A 23595-nucleotide genomic window follows, 5' to 3' on the forward strand; every position below is an offset into this window, starting at 1 on the left:
TGAGAAGCCGCACGCGCGCCCGCGCGAGCGCCCGCAGGAGCGGTAGTACACTGGCCGGATGTCGCTCAACGACGCGCTGCGAGACAGGATCCGCGGACTCATCGCCGCCGACGCGGTGGTGCTCTTCATGAAAGGCACCCGCTTCCGCCCGGCGTGCGGCTTCTCGGCCGGCGTGGTCGAGGTGCTCGACTCGCTGGTGCCGCGCTGGACCGGCGTCGACGTGCTCGCCGACCCGGAGGTCCGCGAGGGCATCAAGGAGTTCTCGGCCTGGCCGACCATCCCGCAGCTGTACGTGCGCGGCGAGTTCGTCGGCGGGGCCGACATCGTCCGCGAGATGCACGCGTCGGGCGAGCTGGCGACGCTGCTCGGCGCGCCGGAGGTGAAGGCGCCGCAGGTCCAGGTCAGCCCGCGCGCGGCGGCGGTGTTCCGCGAGGTGACGGCCGAGGCGGGCCCCGGCGAGGTGATCCGCGTGCGCATCAGCCCGCGCTTCGAGCACGACCTGGCGGTCGAGGGCCGCGAGCAGGGCGACCTCGAGGTGATCGCCGAGGGCGTGACGATGGTGTTCGATCGCATGAGCGCGGCCCGGGCCGAGGGCCTGCGCATCGACTTCATCGACCGCGACGGCGAGGCCGGCTTCGCCATCGACAACCCCAACGCGCCGCCGCAGGTCAAACCCATCACCGCCGGCGAGCTGCAGGGCAAGCTGGCGCAGGGGGCGGTGCGCCTGTTCGACGTGCGGACGCCCCAGGAGCAGGCCATCGCGGCGATCGCCGGCGCGCGCCTGCTCGACGAGGCGGTGCGCGCGGAGATCCTGGAGCTCGATCGCGGGACGCCGCTGGCGTTCCACTGCCACCACGGCGTGCGCTCGCAGGCGGCGGCCGAGTTCTTCGTGAGCCAGGGCTTCCGCGAGGTCTACAACCTGCGCGGCGGGATCGACGCCTGGTCGCGCGAGGTCGACTCCGGGGTGCCGCGCTACTGACGTCGCGAGAGAGCGCCGCAGCGCCGCAAAGTCTTGCGCTTGACCGCCCCAGGTCGGTGATCTAGCGTCTCCGGCACGCGCCATGCCTTTGACTCGCGCTTCTTACCTTGTTCGTTCGTTGTCGCGCCCTGTCCTGGGGGCCATGTCGGTCCTGCTCGCGGTCGGCCTCGGCGGCTGCGCCGACCCGTGCGAGCGCCTGAGCGCGGGCGTCTGCGCCGGCGGCGACGCCGACTACTGCAAGGCGGTCGACGCCTGGCTGGCGACCCGGCTGGTCGACCCCACGACCAAGGAGCCGCTCGCGGGCGAGCCCCGCGACCAGATGTGCGGCGCCATCTACGACAACGTCGAGATGTTCTACGCCTACCAGTTCAAGGCCAAGCAGAAGATCCTCGGCGAGCCCGACTTCATCCTGGCGTCGCAGAAGAAGGCCAAGGAGGAGGCCGAGGCCTACGAGGAGGCGACCAAGAAGATCCAGCAGGGCGAAGACGCCGAGGAGTCGCCTGGCGGCGCGAACATGTCCGATTGAGCAGGTTGCCGGGAGCCGCGGCGGTCCGGTTCGGACATGACCTCGAGGGCATGTCCTTTCGACGGTGACTGAAGGGGCATGTCCCCCAGGGCATGCTCGATGGGCCAGGTGGGGCGCTCAGGCGTCCGGCGGCCGGCTCGGGATCGGCAGGCGGCGATCGCCGAGCCGCAGGGTCACGGGGTCGTCGTCGCCGAGCCAGGGCGCGAGGTCGGCGAGGCCGGGGTTGGTGAAGCGGACGCTGAGGGGCCGGCCGCTGGGCTGGGACGGGACGCTGCAGCGCAGGCCGTGGTCGGGCTCCTCCCACAGGGTCGCGGGGTCGAGCGCGAGCTCGCGGCCGTCGTCGAGGCGCAGGAGCGGGGCGCCGCTCGCGTCGGCGCGGACGCCGAGGACGCGCAGGAGGCAGTCCTCGACCTGGAGGTAACACCACTGCTCGCCGACCCGCAGGCTGGGCTCGCCGGCGGGGGTGAGGTCGAGGCCGCGGAGGAACAGCGCGCGCACGCCGGGGTGGGTGACGGGGTCGTCTTCGAAGAAGAACTGGCCGCGCCGGTCGAGCCGCAGCGGGACCTGGCGCCTCAGCCGCTCCAACGTGTCCGGGTCGAGGGTCGTCACGGGTCGTGAGTGTACGCGCGCCACGGCCGCGTGCACGCCCGCCGAGTTCGGCGATAACCCGCGGCCGTGAGCATCGTCGTGTTCGAGAACGTGTCGCTGGGCTTCGGCAAGAAGACCATCGTCGAGGCTCTGAACCTGCGGATCGGGCGCGAGGACCGGATCGGCCTGATCGGCCCCAACGGCTCCGGCAAGTCGACGCTGCTGCGCATGCTGGCGAACGAGCAGGGCACCGACCGCGGCCAGATCCGCTACGCGCGCGGGGTGCGGATCGGCTACCTGTCGCAGGACCTGAAGCTCGGCGGCGGGCAGACGCTGACGAGCTTCGTCGTCGGCAGCGTGCCGGGCCGGACGGAGCTCGAGCGCCAGCTCGCCGAGGCCGAGCGCGAGATGGCGGCGGCGGAGCAGGGCGGCGACGAGGAGGCCATGATGACGGCGGCGGAGCGGCTGGCCGACGCGCACACGCGGGCGGCCGACTTCGACACGCAGTACACCGAGCACGAGGCGCTGCGGATCCTCGCCGGCCTCGGGTTCCAGCCGGAGGACGCGACCCGCGACCTCGACGAGTTCAGCGGCGGGTGGAAGATGCGCGCGGTGCTGGCGTCGCTGCTGTTCCAGCAGCCCGACCTGCTGCTGCTCGACGAGCCGACCAACCACCTCGACTTGCCGTCGGTGGCGTGGTTCGCGGCCTACCTCAAGCGCTACCGGCGGGCGTTCGTGCTGGTGTCGCACGACCGCGAGTTCCTCAACGAGCAGATCGATCGCGTGGTCAGCTTCGAGCCCGAGGGCGTGCGCCAGTTCAGCGGCGACTACGAGGGCTACAAGCGCCAGCGCGCCGAGGAGGAGGTGGTGCTCGAGAACAAGGCGAAGAACCTCGCGCGCGAGCGCGAGAAGACCGAGCAGTTCATCGAGCGCTTCCGGGCCCAGGCCAACAAGGCGGCGGCGGTGCAGAGCCGGATCAAGATGCTCGAGAAGATGGAGGAGGTGCGGCTGTTCGAGCGCCGCCAGGTGATGAGCTTCGGCTTCCCGCCGTGCGAGCGCACCGGCAACGAGAGCCTGCGCGTCGACGGCCTGCGCAAGGCCTACGGCCCGCGGGTGGTGCTCGACGGCGTCGACCTCAGCGTCCGCCGCGGCGAGAAGATCGGCATCATCGGGGTCAACGGCGCCGGCAAGACGACGCTGCTGCGCACCATCGCCGGCGAGCTCCAGCCCGACGGCGGCACCATCACGTTCGGCAACAAGATCAAGGTCGGCTACTACGCCCAGCACCACGCCGACGCGCTCCGCAGCGAGCGCACGGTGTTCGAGGAGGTCGCGGCGGTCGACCCCGGCGCCGGGCAGACCCGCGTGCGCACGATCCTCGGGGCGTTCCTGTTCAGCGGCGACGACGTCGAGAAGCCGATCCGCGTGCTGTCCGGCGGCGAGCGGGCCCGCGTGGCCCTGGCCAAGCTGCTGCTCAAGCCGGGCAACCTGCTGCTGATGGACGAGCCGACCAACCACCTCGACCTCGAGTCGAGCGAGAGCCTGGCCGAGTCGCTCAAGACCTACGACGGCACGCTGCTGTTCGTCAGCCACAACCGCAGCTTCGTGCGCGCGCTGGCGACCCGGATCTGGGACGTCGAGGGCGGCAAGGTCGAGACCTACCCGGGCACGCTCGACGAGTACATGGACTCGAGCCGGCGCCGCCGCGAGGGCGAGTCGACGCCGACCCGCGCGCCCGCGCCCGCCCGCGCTCTGGAACATGCTCCCAAGGGCAGGTCCGAACAGACAGGTCGCAACGACAAGGTCCAAACGGACAGGGCCGATCCGCCGAAGCCGGGCCGCGAGGCGCGGCGGCGCGAGGCCGAGCGCCGGAGCGAGCGCAACCGACTGCTGGGCCCGCTGCGCAAGCGCGTCGCGGCGATGGAAGGGGAGATCGCAGCGCTGGAGACGGAGCAGCGCCGCCGCAGCGCCCTGCTCGCGGATCCGGCGACCTATGCCGACAACGCCCGCCGTAGCGAGCTGCTCGACGGCTATCGCCGCGACGCGACGGCGCTCGAGGAGCTCACCGCTCGCTGGGAGGTCGCGCAGGCCGAACTGGAGGGCATGGAGGCCGAGGTAGCGAACGAACCGTGAGCACACGCCGGTCGGGGCGACACGGATGGCCCTGGAGGCAGGCTCCAGAACAGGCCTACAGCGTTCTGCCAGGATTGCATCGTCGACTTCGTCGCTCCGTGCACGTCGGCCCACGACAGGGCCGCGCATGCGCTCGTTCGCCGAGTTTTACTGGCGACCCAGGGCGCGCTGCTATATTCCCGCGACACGGATTCGGGAGGGGTCGATGTCGATGCGAACGAGGTGGCTGGCCGGAGCGGCGACGAGCGTGGTGATGGCGGCGGGTTGCGATGTGCCGCCAGCAGAGGACGGGTTCTGCGAGTGCGGGGAGGTCGAGGCCCGCGAGGTCCACGGCAACGGGATCAACCTGAACGGGATCAACCTGAACGGGATCAACCTCAACGGGATCAACCTCAACGGGATCAACCTCAACGGCACCTTGCTCGGCTACGGCGGCGACTACGTGACGCTCGACAAGATCAGGGTCCGCGGCGACACGCTGGACATCAAGAGCAGCTGGCTCGAGGGCAGCAACCTGTTCGTGAAGTCGACGACCAACGTCGTCCTCGGCGGGACCCAGCTCGACGCGGCCAAGCTCAAGTTCGAGGTCCGCGAGAACGGGTGGACGAAGACCAAGACGATCAAGGTCCTCGACGTCGAGCTGCTCGCGCCCGGCTCCGACGTGTGGCTGTACGACCTGGCGCTCAAGGCGGGCTACGACGACTGGACGCCGCTGTGCCTCGACAACGCCGGCGAACCGACGCAGGCGATCCTGCTCGCGGACGTGTGGTCGCCCGAGACCGGGGACCGCCGGGCGGCGGTGAGCGGGACGGCCACGTTCGCCTGTCGCGACGCGGCCCTGGCGAAGTGCGTCGAGTGGGGTTACCGACCCTGGGCCAGCAAGAGCGGCCAGTCGCTGCGCGACTACCATCAGGCCTGCACCCGCCTGGTGCGCGCCGACTACTGCGGCGACGGGACGGCGCATACGCTGTACGGGACCCCGGTCCACGTGCTCGACCAGATCGGGATCCAGAACGTCGACCCGACGCAGCAGTTCGTGATCGAGGCCGAGTGGGGCCCGGACGGCGCGGTGTGCCTGAACCAGGCCAACCGGCGCGTGGTCGCGGGTCAGCCGCTGGCCTGCGAGATCCCGACCTGCGGCGCCCCGTTCGCGTCGGGCGGCCTTATCCAGAGCGGTAAAGTCGTGGTAGGTCCGTAGATGTCCGGATGAGCGAGGCGAGCCCAGATCCCGCGTCGATCGGCCCCTTCTCCGTGGTGCGCAAGCTCGGGGAGGGGGCCATGGGCGTCGTGTTCGAGGGCTACGACCACAAGCTCGAGCGCAAGGTGGCGCTCAAGCTGGTCCGCAAGAAGCTGCTGCACGAGGCGGCGGTGCGCGAGCGAATGACGCGCGAGGCGCAGGCGATGGCGCGCCTGTCGAACCCGCACGTGGTCCACGTCTATCAGGTCGGCGAGCACGACGGCGGCATCTACGTGGCGATGGAGTACGTGGAGGGCGAGACGCTGTCGGAGTGGCTGAAGAGCGCGACCCGTCCGTGGCAGCTGATCCTCCGCACGGTGTGCGACGCCGGCCGCGGCCTGGCGGCGGCGCACTCGGCCGGGCTCGTGCACCGCGACTTCAAGCCCGAGAACGTGCTGGTCGACGCGAGCGGACGGGCGCGCGTGCTCGACTTCGGGCTCGTGCAGTCGGAGGGCGCCGCCGACGAGCAGGCCGAGCGAGCGGGCCCCGGCGCGTCGCTCGAGCACGAGCTCGCGGTCACGAACGCCGGCGCAGCTTCGCCGCAAGTGACGCAGGCGACGGCCGCGGCGACGGAGCCGCTCGAACGCTCGAACGCGCTGCGCTGGTCGACCCGCCTGACGCAGATGGGCAACGTGCTCGGGACGCCGGCGTACATGTCCCCGGAGCAGCACTTCGGGCGACCGGCGGGGCCCACGTCGGATCAGTTCAGCTTCAGCATCACGCTGTACGAGGCGCTGTACGGGGTGCGCCCGTTCAACGGCGAGTCGTGGGCGGCGATCCGCACGCAGGTGCAGGACGGGCTGGTCCCGCCGCCGCCGCTCGAGTCGCCGGTGCCGCGGCGGCTGTTCAAGGTGCTGCAGCGCGGGCTGGCGCTCGAACCGGAGGCGCGCTGGCCCAGCCTGGCGGCGATGATCGCCGCGCTCGAGCACGACCCGTGGCGGGCGCCGCTCCGCGTCGCGGCGGTGGCGGGGCTCATCGGCGTGGCGTCGGTGGCGAGCTACGCGATGGCGAAGTCGCAGGCGGAGGACGAACAGCGGTGCGCCGGCGAGGCCGGGCAGATCACGGGCGTGTGGGATCCGGCGCGCGAGTCGGCGGTGGCTCGCGCGTTCGATGCGACGCACCTGCCGTACGCCGCGGACACCGCGGCGCGCGTCAAGCTGCGGCTCGACACGTACAGCCGCGCGTGGCTGGACGCCCGCCGCAAGGCCTGCGAGGAGCAGGTGCGGACGCACTCGACCCGGCTGATGGATCTGCGGATCGCGTGCCTCGACCGCCGCAAGGCCCGCCTGGCGGCCCTGGTCGACGTGTTCGCGGCGGCCGACAAGGGCGTGGTGGAGAACGCGGTGCAAGCGGCGGCGGCGCTGCCGAGCCTGCGCGCGTGCAGCGACACCGACGACCTGCTGGCGGTCTCGCAGCCGGACGACCCGGAGGTCGCGCAGCGCGTGGCGGCGCTGCAGGGCCAGCTGGCTCGCGCGGACGCCCTCGACAACACGGCCCGCTACGCGGAGGGCTTGCAGCTGGTGTCGGAGGTGCGGCGCGAGGCGGCGAGCCTCGGCTATGCGCCGCTCAAGGCCGAAGCCGCGCTCAGCGACGGACGCTTGAAGATGGCGGCGGTGGGCGGGGCCGAGGCGGAGGCGGCCCTGGCGGAGGCGGTCCGCCTCGGCATCGCCAACGACTTGTACGCCGTCGCCGCCGAGGCGGCGATCATCCGCCTCTACATCGTCGGCAACGACCTCGGACGACCGCTCGAGGCCGAGGCCGGGGCGCTGTTCGTCGAGGCGCTGGTGCAGCGCGCTCGCGGCGACGACCAACTGACGGCGCTGTTCCACAACAACCTCGGGACCATCCACGACGACGCCGGCAAGGACGTCGAGGTGGCGCGACGCGACTACGAGGCGGCGTTGACGGCGTTGCGGCGGCGCGAGGGGGCGCACCCGCTCGAGGCCATCATTCAGCACAACCTCGGCATCATGTACACGAATCACGCCCGCCTCGAGGCGGCGCGCGATCACTTCGAGCACGCGCGCGAGCTCTTCACGAGCATCCTCGGCGCGGCGCACCCGCTGAACGCTCATCCGCTGACCGGCCTCGGCGACATCGAGGTCCGGCGCGGCGCCTACGCCGAGGCGATGCCGAGCTACCTGCAATCCATCGCGCTGATCGAGTCGACGTACGGGACGGAGCACCGCTATCTCATCGAGCCGCTGGTGGGCCTCGGCAAGGTGTACGAGCACACCGGTCGCAGCGTCGAGGCCGAGCAGCACTACGCGAAGGCGGTGCGGATCGCCGAAAAGACCGACACGCGCGGCGAGTCGGTCGCCGACGCGTTCGCCGGCCTCGCCGAGCTCGCGGCGGCGTCCGGGTCGCTGCCGCAGGCGCGCGAGCTCTACGAGCGGGCCGCGGGCGCGTTCGAGGCGGCGCTCGGGACCGACTCGGCGCAGGCGGCCCGGGCGGCCCGGCGGGCCGGTGAGCTCGCCGGCGCGGCGGGACAGGGTGACGCGGCGCGCGAATGGTTCGAGCGCGTCCTGGCGAACAAGCCGGACCAGCCGGGCGTCGCCGGCGAGCGCGCCGTGGCGTCCCTGCGGCTGGCGCAGCTGCAAGCCGAGCGGGGCGAGCGGGGGGCCCGCGTGTGCGAGCTGGCGCGGGCGGCCGAAGACGGGCTGCCCAAGACCGATCGGTTGCACACGGAGGCCCGCGAGGTCGCGCGGCGGTCCTGTGATTGAGGTGTGCGCCGCGTGAGGCCTGCACGCGGGGTCCACGGGAGGTTCGCCGGTGAGGTGCTCGCGAGCTCCGGCGATTGCCGCTCGCGTGAGTTGTACGCGCGGGCGTCTGCCATCGTCGACGAGGCTCTCGGTGTCGACCCGATCTGGCCCGCGAGCCAGGCGAGGACGACGCGGCGATCGGTGATTCGCCGGCGCGTCGACGCAGGAGGTCGAGGACGGTGCGAGGCATCAGGGGCGGGCCGCGGCGCAAGTGGTGACGGTGCCGGCGTCGCGCGGCGAGGCGATCGCCCGAGTCTGCGAATTGACGGCAGGCGCATGCAGCGGCCTCAGCGGTGGCGATCGGTCGCGCGCACAAGCGAGCCCGTGCGACGCAAGCGGTGTGCGACCTACGAACTGCACATACGACGGAGCGGGTTATGATCATGAGCGGTGAGCGCAGGCGACGTGGAAGACACGGTTCCGGGGGAGAAACTCCCCCCGACTCCGCGCGCGCCGCGTGAGCCGGTCGAGGTCCCGCAGAGCATCGGTCGTTATCGCGTGCTGTCGCAGCTGGGGGCCGGCGGCATGGGGGTGGTGTACGCCGCCTACGACAACGACCTCGATCGCAAGGTGGCGATCAAGCTGGTGCTGCCCGACGAGGACGGACAGGGCCACGAGGCGGCGCTGCTGCGCGAGGCGCAGGCGCTGGCGAAGGTCGAGCACCCGCACGTGGTCCGCGTGTACGAGGTGGGCAACTTCCGCGGGCAGGTCTACCTGGTGATGGAGTTCCTCAGCGGGGCGACGCTGCGGGCCTGGATGCGCGCGGAGCCGCGGCCGTGGCGGCAGCGCCTGGCGGTGATGATCCAGGCCGGTCGCGGGCTGCAGGCCGCGCACGACGCGGGCGTGGTGCACCACGACTTCAAGCCCGACAACGTGGTGGTCGACGCGTCGGGGCTGGCGCGCGTGGTCGACTTCGGCCTGGCACAGGCGGGCGCGGGCGACACGGAGGATGACAACTCGGTGCTCGGGACGCCGCGCTACATGCCGCCCGAGCAATGGCGCGGCGTGTCGGCCGGACCGCGCGCGGACCAGTTCAGCTTCGCGGTCACGCTCTACGAGGTGCTGTACGGGCGCCGGCCGTTCGCCGGGGCGACGTCGATCCTGCTGCGCGAGGCGATCGAGATCGGTGACGTGCCGCCGCCGCCGTCCGACTCGAAGATCCCGCGCCGGTTCTTCCGCATCATCGAGCGCGCGCTGCGGCCGGAGCCCGGCGAGCGCTGGCCGAGCATGGCCGACATGCTGGCGGCGCTCGAGCACGACCCGTGGGCCGCGCCGCTGCGCGTGTTGACCGTCACGGTCGCGCTGGTGGTGGTCGCGGTCGCCAGCTACGCGCTGGCGACCGCCCGGGCGATCGAACAACCGCGCTGCGAGGTCGCGGGCGAGCGCCTGGACGCGGTCTGGGGCGAGCCGCAGCGCAACGAGGTGCGTCGCGCGTTCCAGGCCACCGGCCTGGTGTTCGCCCGCGACGTCGGCGAGCGCGTGATCACCCGCCTCGAGGACTACGCGGAGGCGTGGCGCGACGAGCGAAGGGCGGTCTGCGAGGAGCGCGCGTCAGGCGTGCAGACCGATCGCCTGACCGACCTGCGCAACGCGTGCCTCGACCAGCGCATGGCCCACCTGTCGGCGCTGATCCAGGTGTTCATGGCGCCCGATCCGTCGGTCGTCGAGAACGCGGTGCAGGCGACCGCGTCGCTGCCGGGCCTCGCCGCCTGCGCCGACGCCAACGCGTTGCTGGCGGTGGAGCTGCCCGACGACCCCGCCGTGGCCCGCGAGATCGAGGCGCTGCGGGCCCGGCTCGCCCGCGCCGACGTGCTCGAGCAGACCGGGCGCTACGACGAGGGGCTGCAGATCGCCGCCGAGGTGCGCGCCGAGGCGGCGCGGATCGGCTACGCGCCGCTGGCCGCCGAGGCGGCGCTCACCGACGGCCGGCTCAAGATGGCGTCGGTCCGCGTGGTGGAGGCGGAGGCGGCCTTGGCCGAGGCGGTGCGGCTCGGCATCGCCAACGACCAGCACGCCGTCGCCGCCGAGGCGGCGGTGATCCACATGTACGTCGTCGGCAGCGACGAGAGCCGCCGCAGCGAGGGGCTGGCGGCGGTGATGTACGCCGAGGCGCTGGTGGCCCGCACCCACGGCGAGGCCCGCCTGGTCGCGCTGCTGCACAACAACATCGGCACGATGCACGACGATCGCGAGGGCAGCGTCGACCTGGCGCGGGCGCACTACGAGCGCGCGATCGAGGCCCTGCGCGTGCGCGGCGAGGCCGATCCGCTGGCGGCGATCGTGCATCACAACCTCGGGATCATGTACGTCAACCACGGGCGGCTCGACGAGGCGCGGCCGCAGTTCGAGCGCGCGCGCGAGCTGTTCGTCAGCATCTTCGGCGCCGATCACCCGCTCGGCGCGCACCCGCGGATCGGGCTCGGCGACGTCGCGGTGCGCCAGGGCGCGTACACCGAGGCGATCGCGGACTACCGCGAGGCGATCGCGCTGCTCGAGCCGTCGCTGGGCGCCGAGCACCGCTGGCTCGTCGATCCGCTGGCGGGCCTCGGGATGGCCTACGTCGGCGTCGGCGGGTTCGCGGAGGCGCAGCAGTACTTCAGCCGGGCGCTGGCGATCGGCGAGCGCGAGGGGCTGCGGCGCGAGCCCGTCGGCGACGCGCTGAACGGCCTCGCCGAGGTCGCGGCGGCGCAGGGCCGCCACGCCGAGGCGCGCCAGTTCTACGCCCGGGCCGCCGAGATGTACGACAGCACGCTCGAGAGCGACCCGGCCAAGGCGCCGCGCGCGGCGCTGCGAGCCGGGGAGCTGGCGGCGGCGGCCGGCGAGCGCGACGAGGCCGTCCGCTGGTTCGAGCGCGTGCGGGCCAGCCAGCGCGGGCCGGAGCTCGAGCGCGGCCAGGCGTCGCTGCTGCTGGCCTCGCTGCTGGCCGGGCGCACCGCCGAGCGCGCCCGCGTGTGCGCGCTGCTGGCGAGCGGGCAGACCGCGGTGCCGGCGAACGACCCCCGCCGCGCCGGCGCCGAGGCGCTGTTCGCCAGCACCTGCGAGCAACGCTGAGGCCGGCCGTCGGAACTTCGGGACATGTGCCATTGGGCATGCTCGAACGAACATGTCGCCACGAACATGCGCAAAAGGGCATGCCCTGACGGACATGCCCTTTCGACCGGGCCGCGGCCTCAGCCGGCGCTGCGACGCAGGCGGGCCAGCTGCGAGTTGGCGTCGCGGGCGTAGCGGCCGGACGGGGCCAGCTTCAGGTAGGTCTCGTAGGCGATCACGGCGCCGGCGTCGTCCTTGCCGTGCTGGCGCAGCACGCCGAGGGTGAGCCAGCAGTCGGCGAGGTTGGGGTCGAGGGCGACGCACTTGTCGGCGGTGGTCCGCGACTCGGCGATCTTGCCCTCCTCGAGCTGGACCTGGGCGGTCAGCAGCAGCACCTCGGGGTGCTCGGGCGCCTGCTTCGACAGCTCCGCCAGCGCGGCGGCGGTGGCCTTGAGCTTGCCGTCGCTGTAGGCGGCCTTGGCCTTGGCGAGGCGCTCGACGAAGGCGGGGTCGGTGAGCGCGGGCGGCGGGGGCTTCGGCTCCGCCTTGGCCTCGGCGAGCTTGGTCTCGGGCGGCGGCTCGGCCTTGACCTCGGGCGCCTTCGTGTCCGCGGCGACGTCGGCCGCGGTGTCGGCGGCCGCGTCGGCGCCGCCGTCGTCCCCGCCGAACATCGAGTCGCGGCCGACGTAGAGCACGAGCAGGACGACGACCGCGGCCACGGCCCCGATGATCGGCCACGGCGGAGGCGGGGGCGGGGGCGGGGCGGCGAACAGATCGTCGTCGCCGCCGCTGTCGCTGGCCGGCTCGGCGGCGCCGAGGAAGGCCTGCATGAACTCGTCGGCCGGGCGGGCCTGGAACGACGGCGCGGGCTCGCCGGGCGGCGCGGGGACCGGCGCGGAGGCGATCGGCGAGGGCGCGGAGGGCGTGAACGACGACATCGGCGCGGCGGAGGCGACCGGGGTGTACGACGGCAGCGGGCCGCCGAGCGGCGGGAACGAGGACAGCGAGTCGGCAGGCGAGGGCGAGGGCGCCGGCGTCAGCGAGGGCAGGACGTCGAGATCGAGGTCGGGGTCGGCGGCGCGGCTCGAGGCGACGGGGAGGTCGGCGAGCGGCCGCTCGGGCGCGGGGTTCGGTCCGGTCTTGGGCCGCGGCTCGACCGCGAGCGGGGGGATGCCGCCGCGGATCGTGGTCGAGAACACGGGGTCCTGCGGCGAGCCGGGGGCCGGGGAGGCGGCGTCGCTCACGGGTGCCCCGTAAGACATGTGCGTATGGACATGTCCCGGAGCGTGGCCGTCGACGGCGTGCGACGGCGGGTTGAGGGACGCGAACGAAGCCTCGTGTGCAGACGATGGCGGCGCCGCCGCAGGGGCCGCGTCAGGTCGCCGCGACGGATCCAACCACTCCCCGCAGTACCGGCACTTGACTGCGACCTCCTGGATCTGCTCCCCACAGAACGGGCAAGGCTTCATTATCCGGGGAGCATAGCGGGCCCAGCGGCCGCGACCCAGCATCGGGGTGAAACAGACCCGGGTCTTCCCATGAGGAAGGTCTCGGTTATCCTCGATATCCGGCGCGCGGCGTCTCGGGCAAGCTCGCGACCTCGCCGCTGGGCACCATGAAGCGCGAACACCATCTCTCGCCATTCCTGCGCGAACCCCCGGCCCGGCTCGATCTGGCGACGTTGCCGACGCCGGTCGAGCGCGCGCCGTGGCTCGATGCCCCGGGCGCCGAGGTCTACGTCAAGCGCGACGACCAGACCAGCCGTCTCTATGGCGGCGGCAAGGTGCGCAAGCTGGAGTGGCTGCTGGCCAATCCCCCGTACGACGATCGACGTCCGATCGTGTCGGTCGGCGGGATCGGCAGCCATCACCTCGTCGCGCTGGCGCTGCACCTGCGCGAACAGGGCCGCGAGCTGCACGCGTGGGTGTTCGACCAGGTCCCGACGGCGCACACGCTGGAGGATCTCGGGCTGCTGCTGTCGACCGGAGCCAAGCTGTGGGCCGTGCCGACGCGACCGGCCCTGCCGGTGGCGTGGCTGGCGTATCACACGTGGGCTCGACCGGCCGAGCGCGGCGTCTACATGCCGCCGGGCGGGACCACCGGGCTCAGCGGCCTCGGCTTCGTCGAGGCCGGGCTCGAGCTGGCGCAGCAGGTCGCCGAGGGCGCGCTGCCGGCCCCGCAGGCGCTCTACGTCACCGGGGGCACGTGCGGCTCGTGCTGCGGCCTGGCCCTCGGGTTCGCGCTCGCGGGGCTGCCGGTGCGCGTGCGCGTGGTGTCGGCGCTCGAGCGCCTGTACCTCGGGACATATCTGCTCAGGCGCACGCTCGACCAGATCTTCGCCGCGCTGGTGCGCGCCGGGCTGCGTCAGGACCTGGCCGCGCTCGGACCGGCCGGGTTGTTGGCGCGCGCCGGCGTGACCTGGTCGATCGACCACTCGCAGGTCGGGTCGGGCTACGCCGTGCCGACCGCGGCGGGGGAAGAGGCCGTCGCCCTGGCCGCGGGCGGCGGCCTCTCGCTCGAGACGACCTACACCGGCAAGTGCCTGGCCGCGCTGCGGCGCGACCTCGCGGCCGGGGCGGTCGCCGGGCCGGTGCTGTTCTGGGACACCCACGGCGCGACGGACCTGCGGCCGCACATCGTCGAGGGCTGGGAGGCGCGCCTGCCCATCGCCCTGCGCCGGCGATTGATCCGCGCCGGCGCGGCGCTCTCGGCCGCGCGTTAGGGCGGAGTCAGGAGAACTTCAGAACATGTCGTGACGGACATGTCCTGAAGTTCTTCTCGCAACTCGAGCGAGGTCGTCCGCCGGGCCTGGCCGGACACGGCGGCCGGCGGCGGTCGGGCGGGGGCGAGCTCCGGGTCCGGCCGACCCCGGCGGCCGGCGGCCGTCCGCAAGCGGCAGGCGGTTTGTGCTTGCGCCGGGTGGGCCTTCGCGTCAATGTCCCGCCGCCATGTTCACCCTCACGCTCGACCCACCGGAGGTCTCGCCCCGCCTCGCGGTCATCACGATCGACCGCCCGGGCGAGAAGGTCAACGCGATCGCCCCGGCGGCGCTCGCCGCGATCGAGGAGCAGTTCGCGGCGCTCGACGGCACGCCCGGTTTGGCCGGCGTCGTGTTGATCTCGGGCAAGCCCGACAACTTCATCGCCGGCGCCGACGTCGACGTGTTCGCCACGGCGAAGGACCGCAAGGAGATCGAGGCCTTCGGTCGCAAGGGCCACGAGGTCCTCAAGCGGATCGCCGCGTCGAAGGTGCCGATCGTCGCCGCCATCCACGGCGCGTGCCTGGGCGCCGGCCTCGAGCTGGCGCTGGCCTGCACCTGGCGGATCGCCACCGACTCGCCGAAGACGGTGCTGGCGCTGCCCGAGGTGATGCTGGGGCTGTTCCCCGGCGCCGGCGGCGTGACCCGCCTGCCGCGGCTCGTCGGCGTGCGCGAGGCGCTCGACATGATCCTCACCGGCCGCAACGTCCGCCCGCGCGCGGCCAAGAAGATGGGGCTCATCGATCAGGTGGTGAGCGAGGAGTCGCTGCTGGCGGCCGCCCGCCGGGCCGCCGGGCTGCTGGCCGCGCACAAGATCGAGCCGCACCTGCACCCGAAGAGCGACGTGGTCCGCGCGCTGCTCGAGCACAACCCGGTCGGTCGCCGCGTGCTGTTCGGCCAGGCGCGCAAGACGGTCCAGCGCAAGACGCTGGGCCTGTACCCGGCGCCGCTGGTGGCCATCGATCTGGTCGAGCGCAACCTGTCGCTGTCGCTCGACGAGGCGCTGGCCCAGGAGCCGCCGGCGTTCGCCGAGCTGGCGGTCGGGCCGGTGGCGCAGAACCTGGTGTCGCTGTTCCGCCGCAGCAACGCGCTCAAGAAGCAAGAGGTCAAGGACGCCGAGGGCGAGGTCGTCGAGGGCCTGCCGATCCACCGCCTCGGCATGGTCGGCGGCGGCTTCATGGGCGCCGACATCGCCGTGGTCTCGGCCGAGAAGGGCATCGAGACGCGGATCCGCGACATCGCCCCCGAGCCGCTGGCGAAGGCGCTGGCCCACTGCAAGTCGTACTTCGACCGCCGGGCCCGGAGCCTCGGCGAGCGACATGTCTTCAAGGCCAGGAGCCGGGTCAGCGGCAGCCTCGAGCTGGCGGGCTTCGGCACGATGGACCTCATCATCGAGGCGGTGCCCGAGAACCTGGGCCTCAAGCAGGACGTGTTCGCCCAGCTCGAGGCGATGGTGCCGGCGGAGACGATCCTGGCGACCAACACCTCCGCGCTGCCGATCGGCAAGATCGGCGCCAAGCTGCAGCACAAGGACCGCCTGATCGGCCTCCACTTCTTCTCGCCGGTGTCGAAGATGCCGCTGCTCGAGATCGTGGTGACGCCGGAGACGTCGCCGCAGACGCTGGCGACCTGCCTGCGCTACGCGGCGCAGATCGGCAAGACGCCGATCGTGGTCAAGGACGGCCCGGGCTTCTACACCACCCGCGTGCTCGGCTTCTACTTGATGGCGGCGCTGCAGATGGTGCAGGACGGCCACACCATCGAGGCGGTCGACCGCGGTGCGCGTCAGATCGGCTGGCCGGTCGGCCCGATCACGCTGCTCGACGAGGTCGGCATCGACGTCGGCGCGAAGGTGTCGAAGACATTGGCCGAGGCGTTCCCCGAGCGCATCGTCGTGCCCGACACGGTCGACCAGTTCCTCGCCAGCAAGCGGTACGGCCGCAAGAACGGCCGCGGGTTCTACATCTACCCGGGCGAGCACGAGCGCGGGTTCCTCGGCAAGAAGCCGCGCAAGCGCGTCGACCCCGAGGTCTACGAGTTCTTCGCCGGCCGCACGCCGCTGGCCGAGCCCGGCGATCCGGAGGAGCTGGGCGAGCGCTTGACGCTGATCGCCGCGCTCGAGGCGATCCGCTGCCTCGAAGAGGGCATCATCGCCTCGCCGCGCGACGGGGACATCGGCGCGGTGTTCGGCTTCGGCTATCCGCCGATGCGCGGGGGCCCGTTCCGCCACATCGATGCGCTCGGCCCGGGCGCGGTGTGCAGCCGCCTGGCGCAGCTGCGCGAGCGCTACGGCGACACGTACACGCCGCCGGCGCTGCTCCTCGAGCTGGCCAGGTCGGGCAAGAATTTCTCGAGCCTCAACGACAATGAGGGAGGTGCCGCATGAGTTCGCTGATCCGCAAGGTCGCGGTGGTCGCCGGGGCGCGTACGCCCTTTTGTAAGGCGGGCGGGCAGCTGGTCCGCAGCTCGGCCGTGCAGCTCGGGGTGGCGGCGGCCCGCGAGACGCTGATGCGGGCCCAGATCCGGCCCGAGCGCGTGCAGCAGATCATCTTCGGCATCGTCTCGCCGCCGGTCGGCGCGCCGAACATCGCCCGCGAGATCGCGCTGGCGGGCGCGTTCCCGACGGGCGTGCCGGGCTACACGATCAGCATGGCGTGCATCTCGAGCAACCAGGCGATCACGACGGCCGCCGAGACCATCGCGCTCGGCAAGGCCGACGTCGTCCTCGCCGGCGGCGCCGAGGTCCTCAGCGACGTGCCGATCCAGTACGGCCGCCGCTTCCGCGACGCGCTGTTCCAGGCCAGCAAGGCCCGCAGCGCCAGCGAGCGTCTCAAGGCGTTCCGCGGGGTCAAGCTGTCCGACCTCGCCCCGGTGGCCCCGGCCATCGCCGAGACGTCGACCGGCCAGACGATGGGCCAGTCGGCCGAGAAGATGGCCAAGGCGTTCGGCATCAAGCGCGAAGACCAGGACAAGTTCGCCGCCCAGAGCCACCACCGCGCCGGCGAGGCGTGGAAGAACAAGCTGATCTCGCCGCGGATCGCCCCCGTCGCCGTGCCCAGGGGCAAGGAGATGGCGATCGTGACGAGCGACGACCACCCGCGCCCCGACACGGCGGTGGAGAAGCTGGCCGCGCTCAAGCCGGTGTTCGACCGCGAGCTCGGCTCGGTCACCGCCGGCAACAGCTCGCCGCTGACCGACGGCGCGTCGGCCGTGCTGCTGGCCTCGGAGGAGGTCGCCCGCGCCGAGGGCTGGCCCATCCTCGGGCTGCTCCGCGGCTACCAGTACACCGCCATCGACCCGTTCGAGCACCTGCTCATGGGCCCTGTCAGCGCGGTGGCCAGCGTGCTCGATCAGACCGGCCTGACGCTGTCCGACCTCGGGGTGATCGAGATGCACGAGGCGTTCGCGGCCCAGGTGCTGGCGAACATCCACGGGCTCGCGTCGGCCAAGTACTGCGCCGAGAAGCTCGGCCGCGCGGCGCCGGTCGGCGAGATCGATCCGACGTTCATCAACCAGTGGGGCGGCAGCATCAGCCTCGGCCACCCGTTCGGCGCGACCGGCGGCCGCCTGGTCCTGCAGCTGCTCGACCAGATGGCCCAGAAGTCGGCCCAGTTCGGCCTCATCTCGGCCTGCGCGGCCGGAGGCATGGGCTCGGCGCTGGTCTTCGAGCGGGCGTAGCCCGCGCTCGCGGCGCGAGCCGCTGATGACTTCGCAAGGTCGCCGTGCTGCCTGCACGGCGACCTTGCTGCGTCCCCGATCGCTCCTGCGCGAGGTGATGGGGCGGAGGGGTCGCGCCTGAACCGTGGCTGTCGCGGCTGGCTCGTGGTGGCGCCGAGGACATGTTTTATCGGGCATGTGCTCGACAACATGCCTTACGGGACATGTCGTCGAGGACAGTAAGCTAGCAGAGCCGGTCGTCGAGGTCGTCGTCGTCGATGTCGTCGCCGAGCGGGTCGAAGGCGCCGTCGGCGAGGTCGGCGCGGGCGGCGAGCCGGGTGGCGGCGGGAGCGGCCTCGAGGGCGGGGGCGACGGCGAGGGGGGCGAGGCCGACGCGCTTCACGCGGAAGAGGTTGAGGCCGACGGCGGCGACCACGTCGGGGCTGCCGCGGTATTGCAGGCCGACGTCGCCGGTGGCGACGATCCGGACGGAGGCGCCGAGCTTGCCGAGCTGCTGGAAGCGCCGCAGGTCGAGCGGCTCGGCGCGGACGGTGACGTCGGCGCCGCCGGACTCGGAGCCGTAGAACAGCAGGTCGCGGCCCGTGAAGGCCTCGTGGACGATGAAGTAACGCAGGAACGGCCAGTCGTCGCGCTCGCGCAGGGCGAGCGCGATCCGGCGCGGGCTCTGCAGGCGGTCGACGTCGAGCTCGGAGACGGAGACGAAGAAGGACGAGCGGCGCGTGAGGCCGATCTGCAGGCCGACGTCGGCCGGGCCGTAGGCGACCTCGGCGGCGGCGCCGAAGCCGAGCTCGCCGTCGCTGTGGTACTGGAACTTGTCGGTGCGCCGGCCGCCGGGCTCGACGACGACGGGGACGCCGAAGTCGGTGGTGAGGTGGCCGACGCGGGCGAACACGCCGCCGCGGAACACGCCGTAGTCGCCGGGCTTCACGTCGATGAGCGGGGGCCAGACGGCGCGGCAGCGCAGGTGCTTGCGCAACGAACGGGTGTACTCGCGGGCGATGCTCACCGCATCACTATGGCACGCCTACTCCCAGTCGAGCAGGCTCAAGGAGGCGCGCACGAGTTCGCCCATGGACTCGCAGCGCAGGAACCGGTCGTCGCGGTGGTGATGCGCGAGCTCCTGCCGCAGCCGCACGATGTGGTCGAGCGGGGCGAGGTCGTCGCCGCTCATGGTGTGCAGGAGATCGCCGAGGGCCTCGTGTTCGGCCCGGGCGCGCAGCCGCAACAGGGCGTGCTCCTCCTCCTGGTACTGCTTGACCGACTCGTGGGTCATGCACTGCATGGCGAGGAAGATGACGGCGTTGTTCTGCGAGTAGTACTTGGGCATGTAGACGTTGCAGCGGCCCTCGTAGCTCTGCTGATCGAAGTCGATCGCGCGCAGCCGCACCATGACCTCGTCGAGGTCGGGGATGACGTTGACGACGAAGTTGCTCGAGTGCATGTCGCCCAGGAGGCGCACGAAGCAGCGCTCGTTGAACTTGACGAACTCCTTGGCGAGCCGCACGGCCTCGATCCGCGAGTCGCCCAGGTGCTCGCGGATGAACTGATCGCCGGGGATCCCGGAGATGTGCTCCTCGATGAGGGTGGCGCCGTCGGTGATGTACTGGATCCGGTTCGGCGAGAGCAGGTCCTCGAGCTCGAGGCCGTAGAGCCGCGAGGCGTCGGCGTGCTTGACGTAGAAGTAGTCGAAGTTCTCGTTGAGAGTGTTTAAAATGCGGACGCGGAACGGCTGGGTGTTGCCGTAGGTGCACACGTCGACGCGATCGGTGATGAGGTGCTGCATCAACGCGGCGTTGCCCATGACCCGCATGGTCGCGTACGTGCGCACGAGGTCGCGGTGGATCTCCTTGCGCATCGAGGCCGGAAACAACACCGACTGCCACAAGGTGTCCCGACCGCGCTTGTCGTAGACGGGGGTGGCGTCGTCGTAGCGGGTGAGGTCGGCGTAGGAAACGGGGAGCTCGGTGAGGCGGCCGTGGCGGCGGAGATAGCTGCGCAGGCCGTCCTGTACCCGGTAGGGGCGCTTCTTCCGCGAGATCATCGCCATGAGGCGGGAGGATGACGAAGCGCGGACTGGCGTGCAAGTTCGGCTGGCGTGGGGGCGGCGTGGGGAGTTCGGCGGCCGGTCGCGTGTGCGGGGGCGCGGGGCGTGGGGAGCGTGGCGAGGCGGCCCGGGGACGGCGCAGCGGGTCCCTGCGACGCGGGTCCTTCCACACCAGGTGCTCGACGCCGCAGGCGGGTGAGGCGTGTGCGAAGAGCGGCTCGGCGTCTGCGCGCCAGGTGCAGAGCCCCCCGCTGCTTCCCGCTGCGCCGTCCCCGGGCCGCCGGCGGAGAGCGTGGCGGCCCCGCTCGTCGCCGTGCGGACGAGCGTCGAGCTCTCGTGGACGGTGGCACAGATGGCTGTCTTGAAGGACATGTTGGTGAGCACGGTGCGGCTCGCGCTCGCGCTCGCGGCGCGGCGTGTGGGGCGGAGGCTGGCGCGTGGGCCGGAAGCGCGGCATGATCGCGGGATGCGGGCGCTGGCGGCGATCTTGAGCGGCGCGCTCGCGTGCGGGGGCGGGGCTGGCCGATCGGACAGGTCCGACGTCGAGGCGGGGTCCGTTGCCGAGCTGTGGTTCGCGGGGGATGTCCACCTCGGCAAGGGCGGGGCGGGGGCGCTGGACGAGCTGGCGGCGGCGATGGGCGGGGCGAGCGGGGTCGTCAACCTCGAGGGGCCGATCGACGGGCGAGGTGAGCAGGGGGTGGTGCGCGAGCCGGGGGCGATTCGTCTGTTCAATGGGACAGGCGCGCCGGGGGAGCTGGCGCGCGCGGGCATCGTGGCGGCGCAGGTGGCCAACAATCACGCGGGGGACGCCGGCCCTGAGGGACAGGCGGCGACGGCGGCGGCGCTGCGCGCGGCCGGGGTGGCGCCGTTCGGCGGGGCGGCGGGAGTGGCGGTGATCGAGCGCGGCGGGCTCCGTGTGGCGCTGGCGGGCTTCGAGGTCGGCGAGACGGTGGCGGCGGAGCTGCCGGCGGCGCTGGCGGCGGCGCGCGCGGCCGGGGACGTGCTGGTGGTCGGGTTCCATCGGACGGGACCGCCGCTGTACCTGCCCGAGCCGCCGCTGCGGCAGGCGGCCGAGCTGGCTCTCGAGGCAGGTGCGGCGGTGGTCGTGGCCCACGGGTCGCACTCGCTGGCAGGCGCGGAGCTGCGCGGGCCTGCCGTGGTGGCGTGGGGGCTCGGGAACGCGACGTTCGCCTGCGACTGCACGGAGGAGCGCGAGGCGCTGGCGCTGCGCGTGCGACTCGGCCGCGGCGGGGTGGAGTCTTCCGTCCTGGTACCGATCGACGCCGGGCTGTCCGGGCAGCCGGCGCGGCAGGCGGCCGATCCAGGGCCGGTGCTCGACCTGCTGCAGGCGATCGGGGTCCGCGGCCGGCGAGAGGCCGATCGTTTCACGCTCGCGCCGTGAGCCGCGGGTGAGTCGGCCCTCGGCGACGTTCGATCCGGATGGCTCGGCTCGGCGTTGACCTGCGCGCGTCGAGCTGGCTCGCGGTGCACCTACAGACGCGGGCCCGTGCGAAGCGGCGCCGCCGATTTCAAACATGATTGAGTAGACATGTCCACGGGCGCATGTTTTGGAGAACATGCGCCCCGGGACATGTCCCGGAGGTCACCGCGGCTTTGAAATTGATCCTGCGCCCGCCCGGGGCGCTGCCTGGTCATCAGGCGGCGAAGAACCACCCCTCCTCGACCTTGTGCTCGTAGTCGGTGAGGGGGCCGCCGTTGGCCTTCTCCACGCTCTGGACCAGGCGGATGTTCTTGCGGTCGACGGCGGTGAGCTTGGCGTCGGTGAAGGCGTCGTCGGCCTCGTACCAGTCCATGCCGCCGAAGTACTCCTGCAGGAGCACCGAGCGGAACGGGCGGCCGCGGCGGGCGTAGATGGTGTTGCGCAGCATCCGGAGGTCGCGGAGCGAGAGGGTGGCGAGCTGGTTGGCCGCCAGCAGGGCGTCGAGCTGGCCGGGGTCGGCGAGCGGCGAGAGGTCCTCGGGCTTGAGCTCGGGGTCGGCCGTCCAGCCGCCGAGGCGCACGGCGATGAGCTCGAGCTCGATGTCCTCCTCGGGTCCGAGCGGACCGGCGGCCTTCTTGGCGAGGAGGGCCTTCTGCGCCGCCTCGATGGTCGTCCTCGGGATCGCCTGCTCGTGCTCGACGATCGCGCGGGCGTTGCTGTAGTCGGTCGGCGTGAGGCGGGCGAGCTCGGGGGTCGGCTTCGGGGCGTACCAGTCGAACTGGCGGAAGTGCCGGTCGAGCCACGGCTTGCGGAAGCTCTGGCCGACGCGCGCGTAGATCGTGTTGCGCATCAGCGTGAGCTCGCGCAGGGTCCGGTCGGAGAGGTCCGCAGGGGTGATGGGCCCGTCGTGGTAGAGGGGCCGCGCGGCGGCGGTCGGGGCGGGTGCGGGCGGATCTGTCTTTGGGGGCAGGTCCGCGGCCTCGGGCGCGGGCGCGGGCGCAGGGGCGGGTGTGGGCGCAGGCGCGGCGGGGCGCTCCGGTGCGGCCTCGGTCGCGGGCTTGTCGCACGCGAATGCGAGGAGGGCGAACGCGGCGAGCACGAGGCGCGGACGCCCGGGGCGTGAAGGTCGATTCATGGGGGCAATTTACCCTGGCGAGCGCACAGGCGGGTGAGCGATGATGGCGCCCATGGTCTACCGACATGTGACACCGCTCGTCGTGGCCTGCGCGCTGGCGACCGCGTGCGGCGACGATCTCAACTCCACCGACACCGCCAACGGCACCGAGACGTCGACCGGGACGACGACGGAGGACACGCCGACGACGACCGACGCCACGCCGACGACGACCGAGAGCGCGACGGAGTCGACGACGACGGGCGACACCTCGAGCGGGACCACCGGCGACGAGTTCCCGGTCGGCGGCTGCGGGGCGCCGCCGTTCGAGTGGCTGCCGTCCGAGGGGATGGGCGAGGTCGTCGACTTCCAGCAGGTGATCGAGCTCGACGCGCCGACGATCACCGATCTGCTCGACCAGAACGGCTTCGCGTCGCTCGGGCCCGCCGACTTCGGCGCGCGCGTGTACAAGATCCGCTACGTCACGCAGGACCGCGGCGAGAAGCACGAGACGACCGGCTTCGTGTCGTTCCCGCTGACGCCCGAGCAGGAGGAGCGCCCGGTGGTGGTGTGGGCCCACGGGACGACCGGCTTCACCGACGCGTGCGCGCCGACCAAGGACCCGATGGGCTTCCAGGTGCCGCTCATCCTCGCGGCGAAGGGCTTCGTGTCGGTGGCGCCGGACTACATCGGCATGAACGGCTGGGGCCCGGCGTCGAACCGGCTGCACCCGTACATCGTGCCGGAGCCGACGGCGATCGCCACGCTCGACTCGATCCGCGCGCTGTACGAGCTGGCGGCCGCGAACATGGACATGCCGAGCCTGCCCGGCGACGACGTGGTGCTGTTCGGCGCGTCGGAGGGCGGCTTCGCCACGCTGTGGACCGACCGCTACGCGCCTCACTACGCGCCCGAGCTCAACATCGTCGCCAACGTCGCCGCGGTCCCGCCGACCGACGCGATCGGGCTGACGGAGCACGGCGCGACGGTGTTCGGACCGACCACCGGGGCGCTCGCGGCGGCGGTCGTCGGCGGCTGGGACTGGACCGGCCGCCAGGGCGACCTCGGCGAGGTGTTCAGCGCGGGCCCGCCGATCGACGTCGCCAGCGTGCTGCCGATGATGATGGAGTCGGGCTGCAACCTCGACCTGCCCGACGACGTCACCAGCACCGACCAGGTGTACGCGCAGTCGTTCATCGACGCGGTGGTCGACCGCGACTGGGAGGCGCTCGGCGACTGGGGCTGCTTCCTGCGCCAGGCGAGCCTCGGCGAGTCGGAGATCCCGCTGCTGAAGACCACGCCGAC

At 72.5% G+C, this 23595-nt stretch carries 16 protein-coding genes; 11 read left to right on the plus strand and 5 right to left on the minus strand.

The genetic code is table 11. The features are described 5' to 3' along the window. The first annotated feature begins 58 nt into the window (after nucleotides 1-58). Together grxD and K7C98_RS07440 are read left to right on the plus strand one after the other, a co-directional pair. The gene (gene grxD, locus K7C98_RS07435; protein WP_224190867.1) at nucleotides 59-979 is read left to right on the plus strand and encodes a Grx4 family monothiol glutaredoxin; all 921 of its coding nucleotides are present in this window, start codon (nucleotides 59-61) and stop codon (nucleotides 977-979) included. Nucleotides 980-1121: 142 nt separating this feature from the next. Next, complete coding sequence (locus tag K7C98_RS07440) at nucleotides 1122-1505, plus strand: hypothetical protein (protein WP_224190868.1); 384 nt, start codon at nucleotides 1122-1124, stop codon at nucleotides 1503-1505. 117 nt (nucleotides 1506-1622) lie between these two features. Here K7C98_RS07440 and K7C98_RS07445 read toward each other — a convergent pair whose 3' ends face one another. After that, complete coding sequence (locus K7C98_RS07445) at nucleotides 1623-2114, minus strand: hypothetical protein (RefSeq protein WP_224190869.1); 492 nt, start codon at nucleotides 2112-2114, stop codon at nucleotides 1623-1625. Between the two features lie 66 nt (nucleotides 2115-2180). Here K7C98_RS07445 and K7C98_RS07450 point away from each other — a divergent pair, with 66 nt between their 5' ends. The 4 genes from K7C98_RS07450 to K7C98_RS07465 all read left to right on the plus strand — a co-directional run bounded on the left by K7C98_RS07450 (nucleotide 2181) and on the right by K7C98_RS07465 (nucleotide 11276). Further along, nucleotides 2181-4226, plus strand: a complete 2046-nt coding sequence (locus K7C98_RS07450) for an ABC-F family ATP-binding cassette domain-containing protein (protein WP_224190870.1) — start codon at nucleotides 2181-2183, stop codon at nucleotides 4224-4226. A gap of 205 nt (nucleotides 4227-4431) precedes the next feature. Beyond that, nucleotides 4432-5424: an ADYC domain-containing protein gene (locus K7C98_RS07455; RefSeq protein WP_224190871.1), complete on the plus strand. Its 993-nt coding sequence runs from the start codon at nucleotides 4432-4434 to the stop codon at nucleotides 5422-5424. Nucleotides 5425-5432: 8 nt separating this feature from the next. Continuing rightward, nucleotides 5433-8186, plus strand: coding sequence for a serine/threonine-protein kinase (locus K7C98_RS07460; protein ID WP_224190872.1), 2754 nt, complete (start codon nucleotides 5433-5435; stop codon nucleotides 8184-8186). Nucleotides 8187-8723: 537 nt separating this feature from the next. After that, nucleotides 8724-11276: a protein kinase domain-containing protein gene (locus K7C98_RS07465; RefSeq protein ID WP_224190873.1), complete on the plus strand. Its 2553-nt coding sequence runs from the start codon at nucleotides 8724-8726 to the stop codon at nucleotides 11274-11276. A 119-nt stretch (nucleotides 11277-11395) separates the two neighbouring features. Here K7C98_RS07465 and K7C98_RS07470 read toward each other — a convergent pair whose 3' ends face one another. Then, nucleotides 11396-12499, minus strand: coding sequence for a tetratricopeptide repeat protein (locus K7C98_RS07470; RefSeq protein WP_224190874.1), 1104 nt, complete (start codon nucleotides 12497-12499; stop codon nucleotides 11396-11398). Between the two features lie 371 nt (nucleotides 12500-12870). Here K7C98_RS07470 and K7C98_RS07475 point away from each other — a divergent pair, with 371 nt between their 5' ends. From K7C98_RS07475 to K7C98_RS07485, 3 genes are all read left to right on the plus strand, one after another. Then, nucleotides 12871-13977 (plus strand): pyridoxal-phosphate dependent enzyme, encoded by a 1107-nt coding sequence (locus tag K7C98_RS07475; protein WP_224190875.1) that lies wholly within the window; start codon nucleotides 12871-12873, stop codon nucleotides 13975-13977. Between the two features lie 226 nt (nucleotides 13978-14203). Beyond that, nucleotides 14204-16399, plus strand: coding sequence for a 3-hydroxyacyl-CoA dehydrogenase NAD-binding domain-containing protein (locus tag K7C98_RS07480; protein WP_224190876.1), 2196 nt, complete (start codon nucleotides 14204-14206; stop codon nucleotides 16397-16399). Next, nucleotides 16396-17691, plus strand: coding sequence for an acetyl-CoA C-acyltransferase (locus K7C98_RS07485; RefSeq protein ID WP_224190877.1), 1296 nt, complete (start codon nucleotides 16396-16398; stop codon nucleotides 17689-17691). The genes K7C98_RS07480 and K7C98_RS07485 overlap by 4 nt, the downstream gene beginning before the upstream one ends. A gap of 223 nt (nucleotides 17692-17914) precedes the next feature. Here K7C98_RS07485 and K7C98_RS07490 read toward each other — a convergent pair whose 3' ends face one another. Together K7C98_RS07490 and K7C98_RS07495 are read right to left on the minus strand one after the other, a co-directional pair. Continuing rightward, nucleotides 17915-18697 (minus strand): hypothetical protein, encoded by a 783-nt coding sequence (locus tag K7C98_RS07490; RefSeq protein WP_224190878.1) that lies wholly within the window; start codon nucleotides 18695-18697, stop codon nucleotides 17915-17917. Nucleotides 18698-18715: 18 nt separating this feature from the next. Beyond that, nucleotides 18716-19738, minus strand: coding sequence for a hypothetical protein (locus K7C98_RS07495; RefSeq protein WP_224190879.1), 1023 nt, complete (start codon nucleotides 19736-19738; stop codon nucleotides 18716-18718). Nucleotides 19739-20201: 463 nt separating this feature from the next. On the opposite strand from K7C98_RS07495, the gene K7C98_RS07500 reads away from it, so the two are divergent. Continuing rightward, nucleotides 20202-21137 carry a CapA family protein gene (locus K7C98_RS07500; RefSeq protein ID WP_224190880.1) on the plus strand — a complete coding sequence of 312 codons (936 nt, stop codon included), beginning with the start codon at nucleotides 20202-20204 and terminating at the stop codon, nucleotides 21135-21137. Nucleotides 21138-21390: 253 nt separating this feature from the next. Here the strand turns inward: K7C98_RS07500 and K7C98_RS07505 are convergent, their stop codons facing one another. Next, nucleotides 21391-22311, minus strand: coding sequence for a YARHG domain-containing protein (locus K7C98_RS07505; RefSeq protein WP_224190881.1), 921 nt, complete (start codon nucleotides 22309-22311; stop codon nucleotides 21391-21393). 52 nt (nucleotides 22312-22363) lie between these two features. Between K7C98_RS07505 and K7C98_RS07510 the strand changes: the two genes are divergently transcribed. Then, on the plus strand, nucleotides 22364-23595 hold a 1232-nt coding region (locus K7C98_RS07510), incomplete at its 3' end, for a lipase family protein (RefSeq protein ID WP_224190882.1).

The sequence above is a fragment of the Nannocystis pusilla genome (assembly GCF_020073745.1).
In the GTDB taxonomy this organism is placed as follows: domain Bacteria; phylum Myxococcota_A; class Polyangia; order Nannocystales; family Nannocystaceae; genus Nannocystis; species Nannocystis radixulma.

What these genes read in the sequence shown, in the direction of transcription:
- grxD (WP_224190867.1), top strand. Translation starts at nt 59, where the DNA reads ATGTCGCTCAACGACGCGCTGCGAGACAGGATCCGCGGACTCATCGCC.
- K7C98_RS07440 (WP_224190868.1), top strand. Translation starts at nt 1,122, where the DNA reads ATGTCGGTCCTGCTCGCGGTCGGCCTCGGCGGCTGCGCCGACCCGTGC.
- K7C98_RS07455 (WP_224190871.1), top strand. Translation starts at nt 4,432, where the DNA reads ATGTCGATGCGAACGAGGTGGCTGGCCGGAGCGGCGACGAGCGTGGTG.
- K7C98_RS07460 (WP_224190872.1), top strand. Translation starts at nt 5,433, where the DNA reads ATGAGCGAGGCGAGCCCAGATCCCGCGTCGATCGGCCCCTTCTCCGTG.
- K7C98_RS07475 (WP_224190875.1), top strand. Translation starts at nt 12,871, where the DNA reads ATGAAGCGCGAACACCATCTCTCGCCATTCCTGCGCGAACCCCCGGCC.
- K7C98_RS07480 (WP_224190876.1), top strand. Translation starts at nt 14,204, where the DNA reads ATGTTCACCCTCACGCTCGACCCACCGGAGGTCTCGCCCCGCCTCGCG.
- K7C98_RS07485 (WP_224190877.1), top strand. Translation starts at nt 16,396, where the DNA reads ATGAGTTCGCTGATCCGCAAGGTCGCGGTGGTCGCCGGGGCGCGTACG.
- K7C98_RS07495 (WP_224190879.1), bottom strand. Translation starts at nt 19,738, where the DNA reads ATGGCGATGATCTCGCGGAAGAAGCGCCCCTACCGGGTACAGGACGGC.
- K7C98_RS07500 (WP_224190880.1), top strand. Translation starts at nt 20,202, where the DNA reads ATGCGGGCGCTGGCGGCGATCTTGAGCGGCGCGCTCGCGTGCGGGGGC.
- K7C98_RS07505 (WP_224190881.1), bottom strand. Translation starts at nt 22,311, where the DNA reads ATGAATCGACCTTCACGCCCCGGGCGTCCGCGCCTCGTGCTCGCCGCG.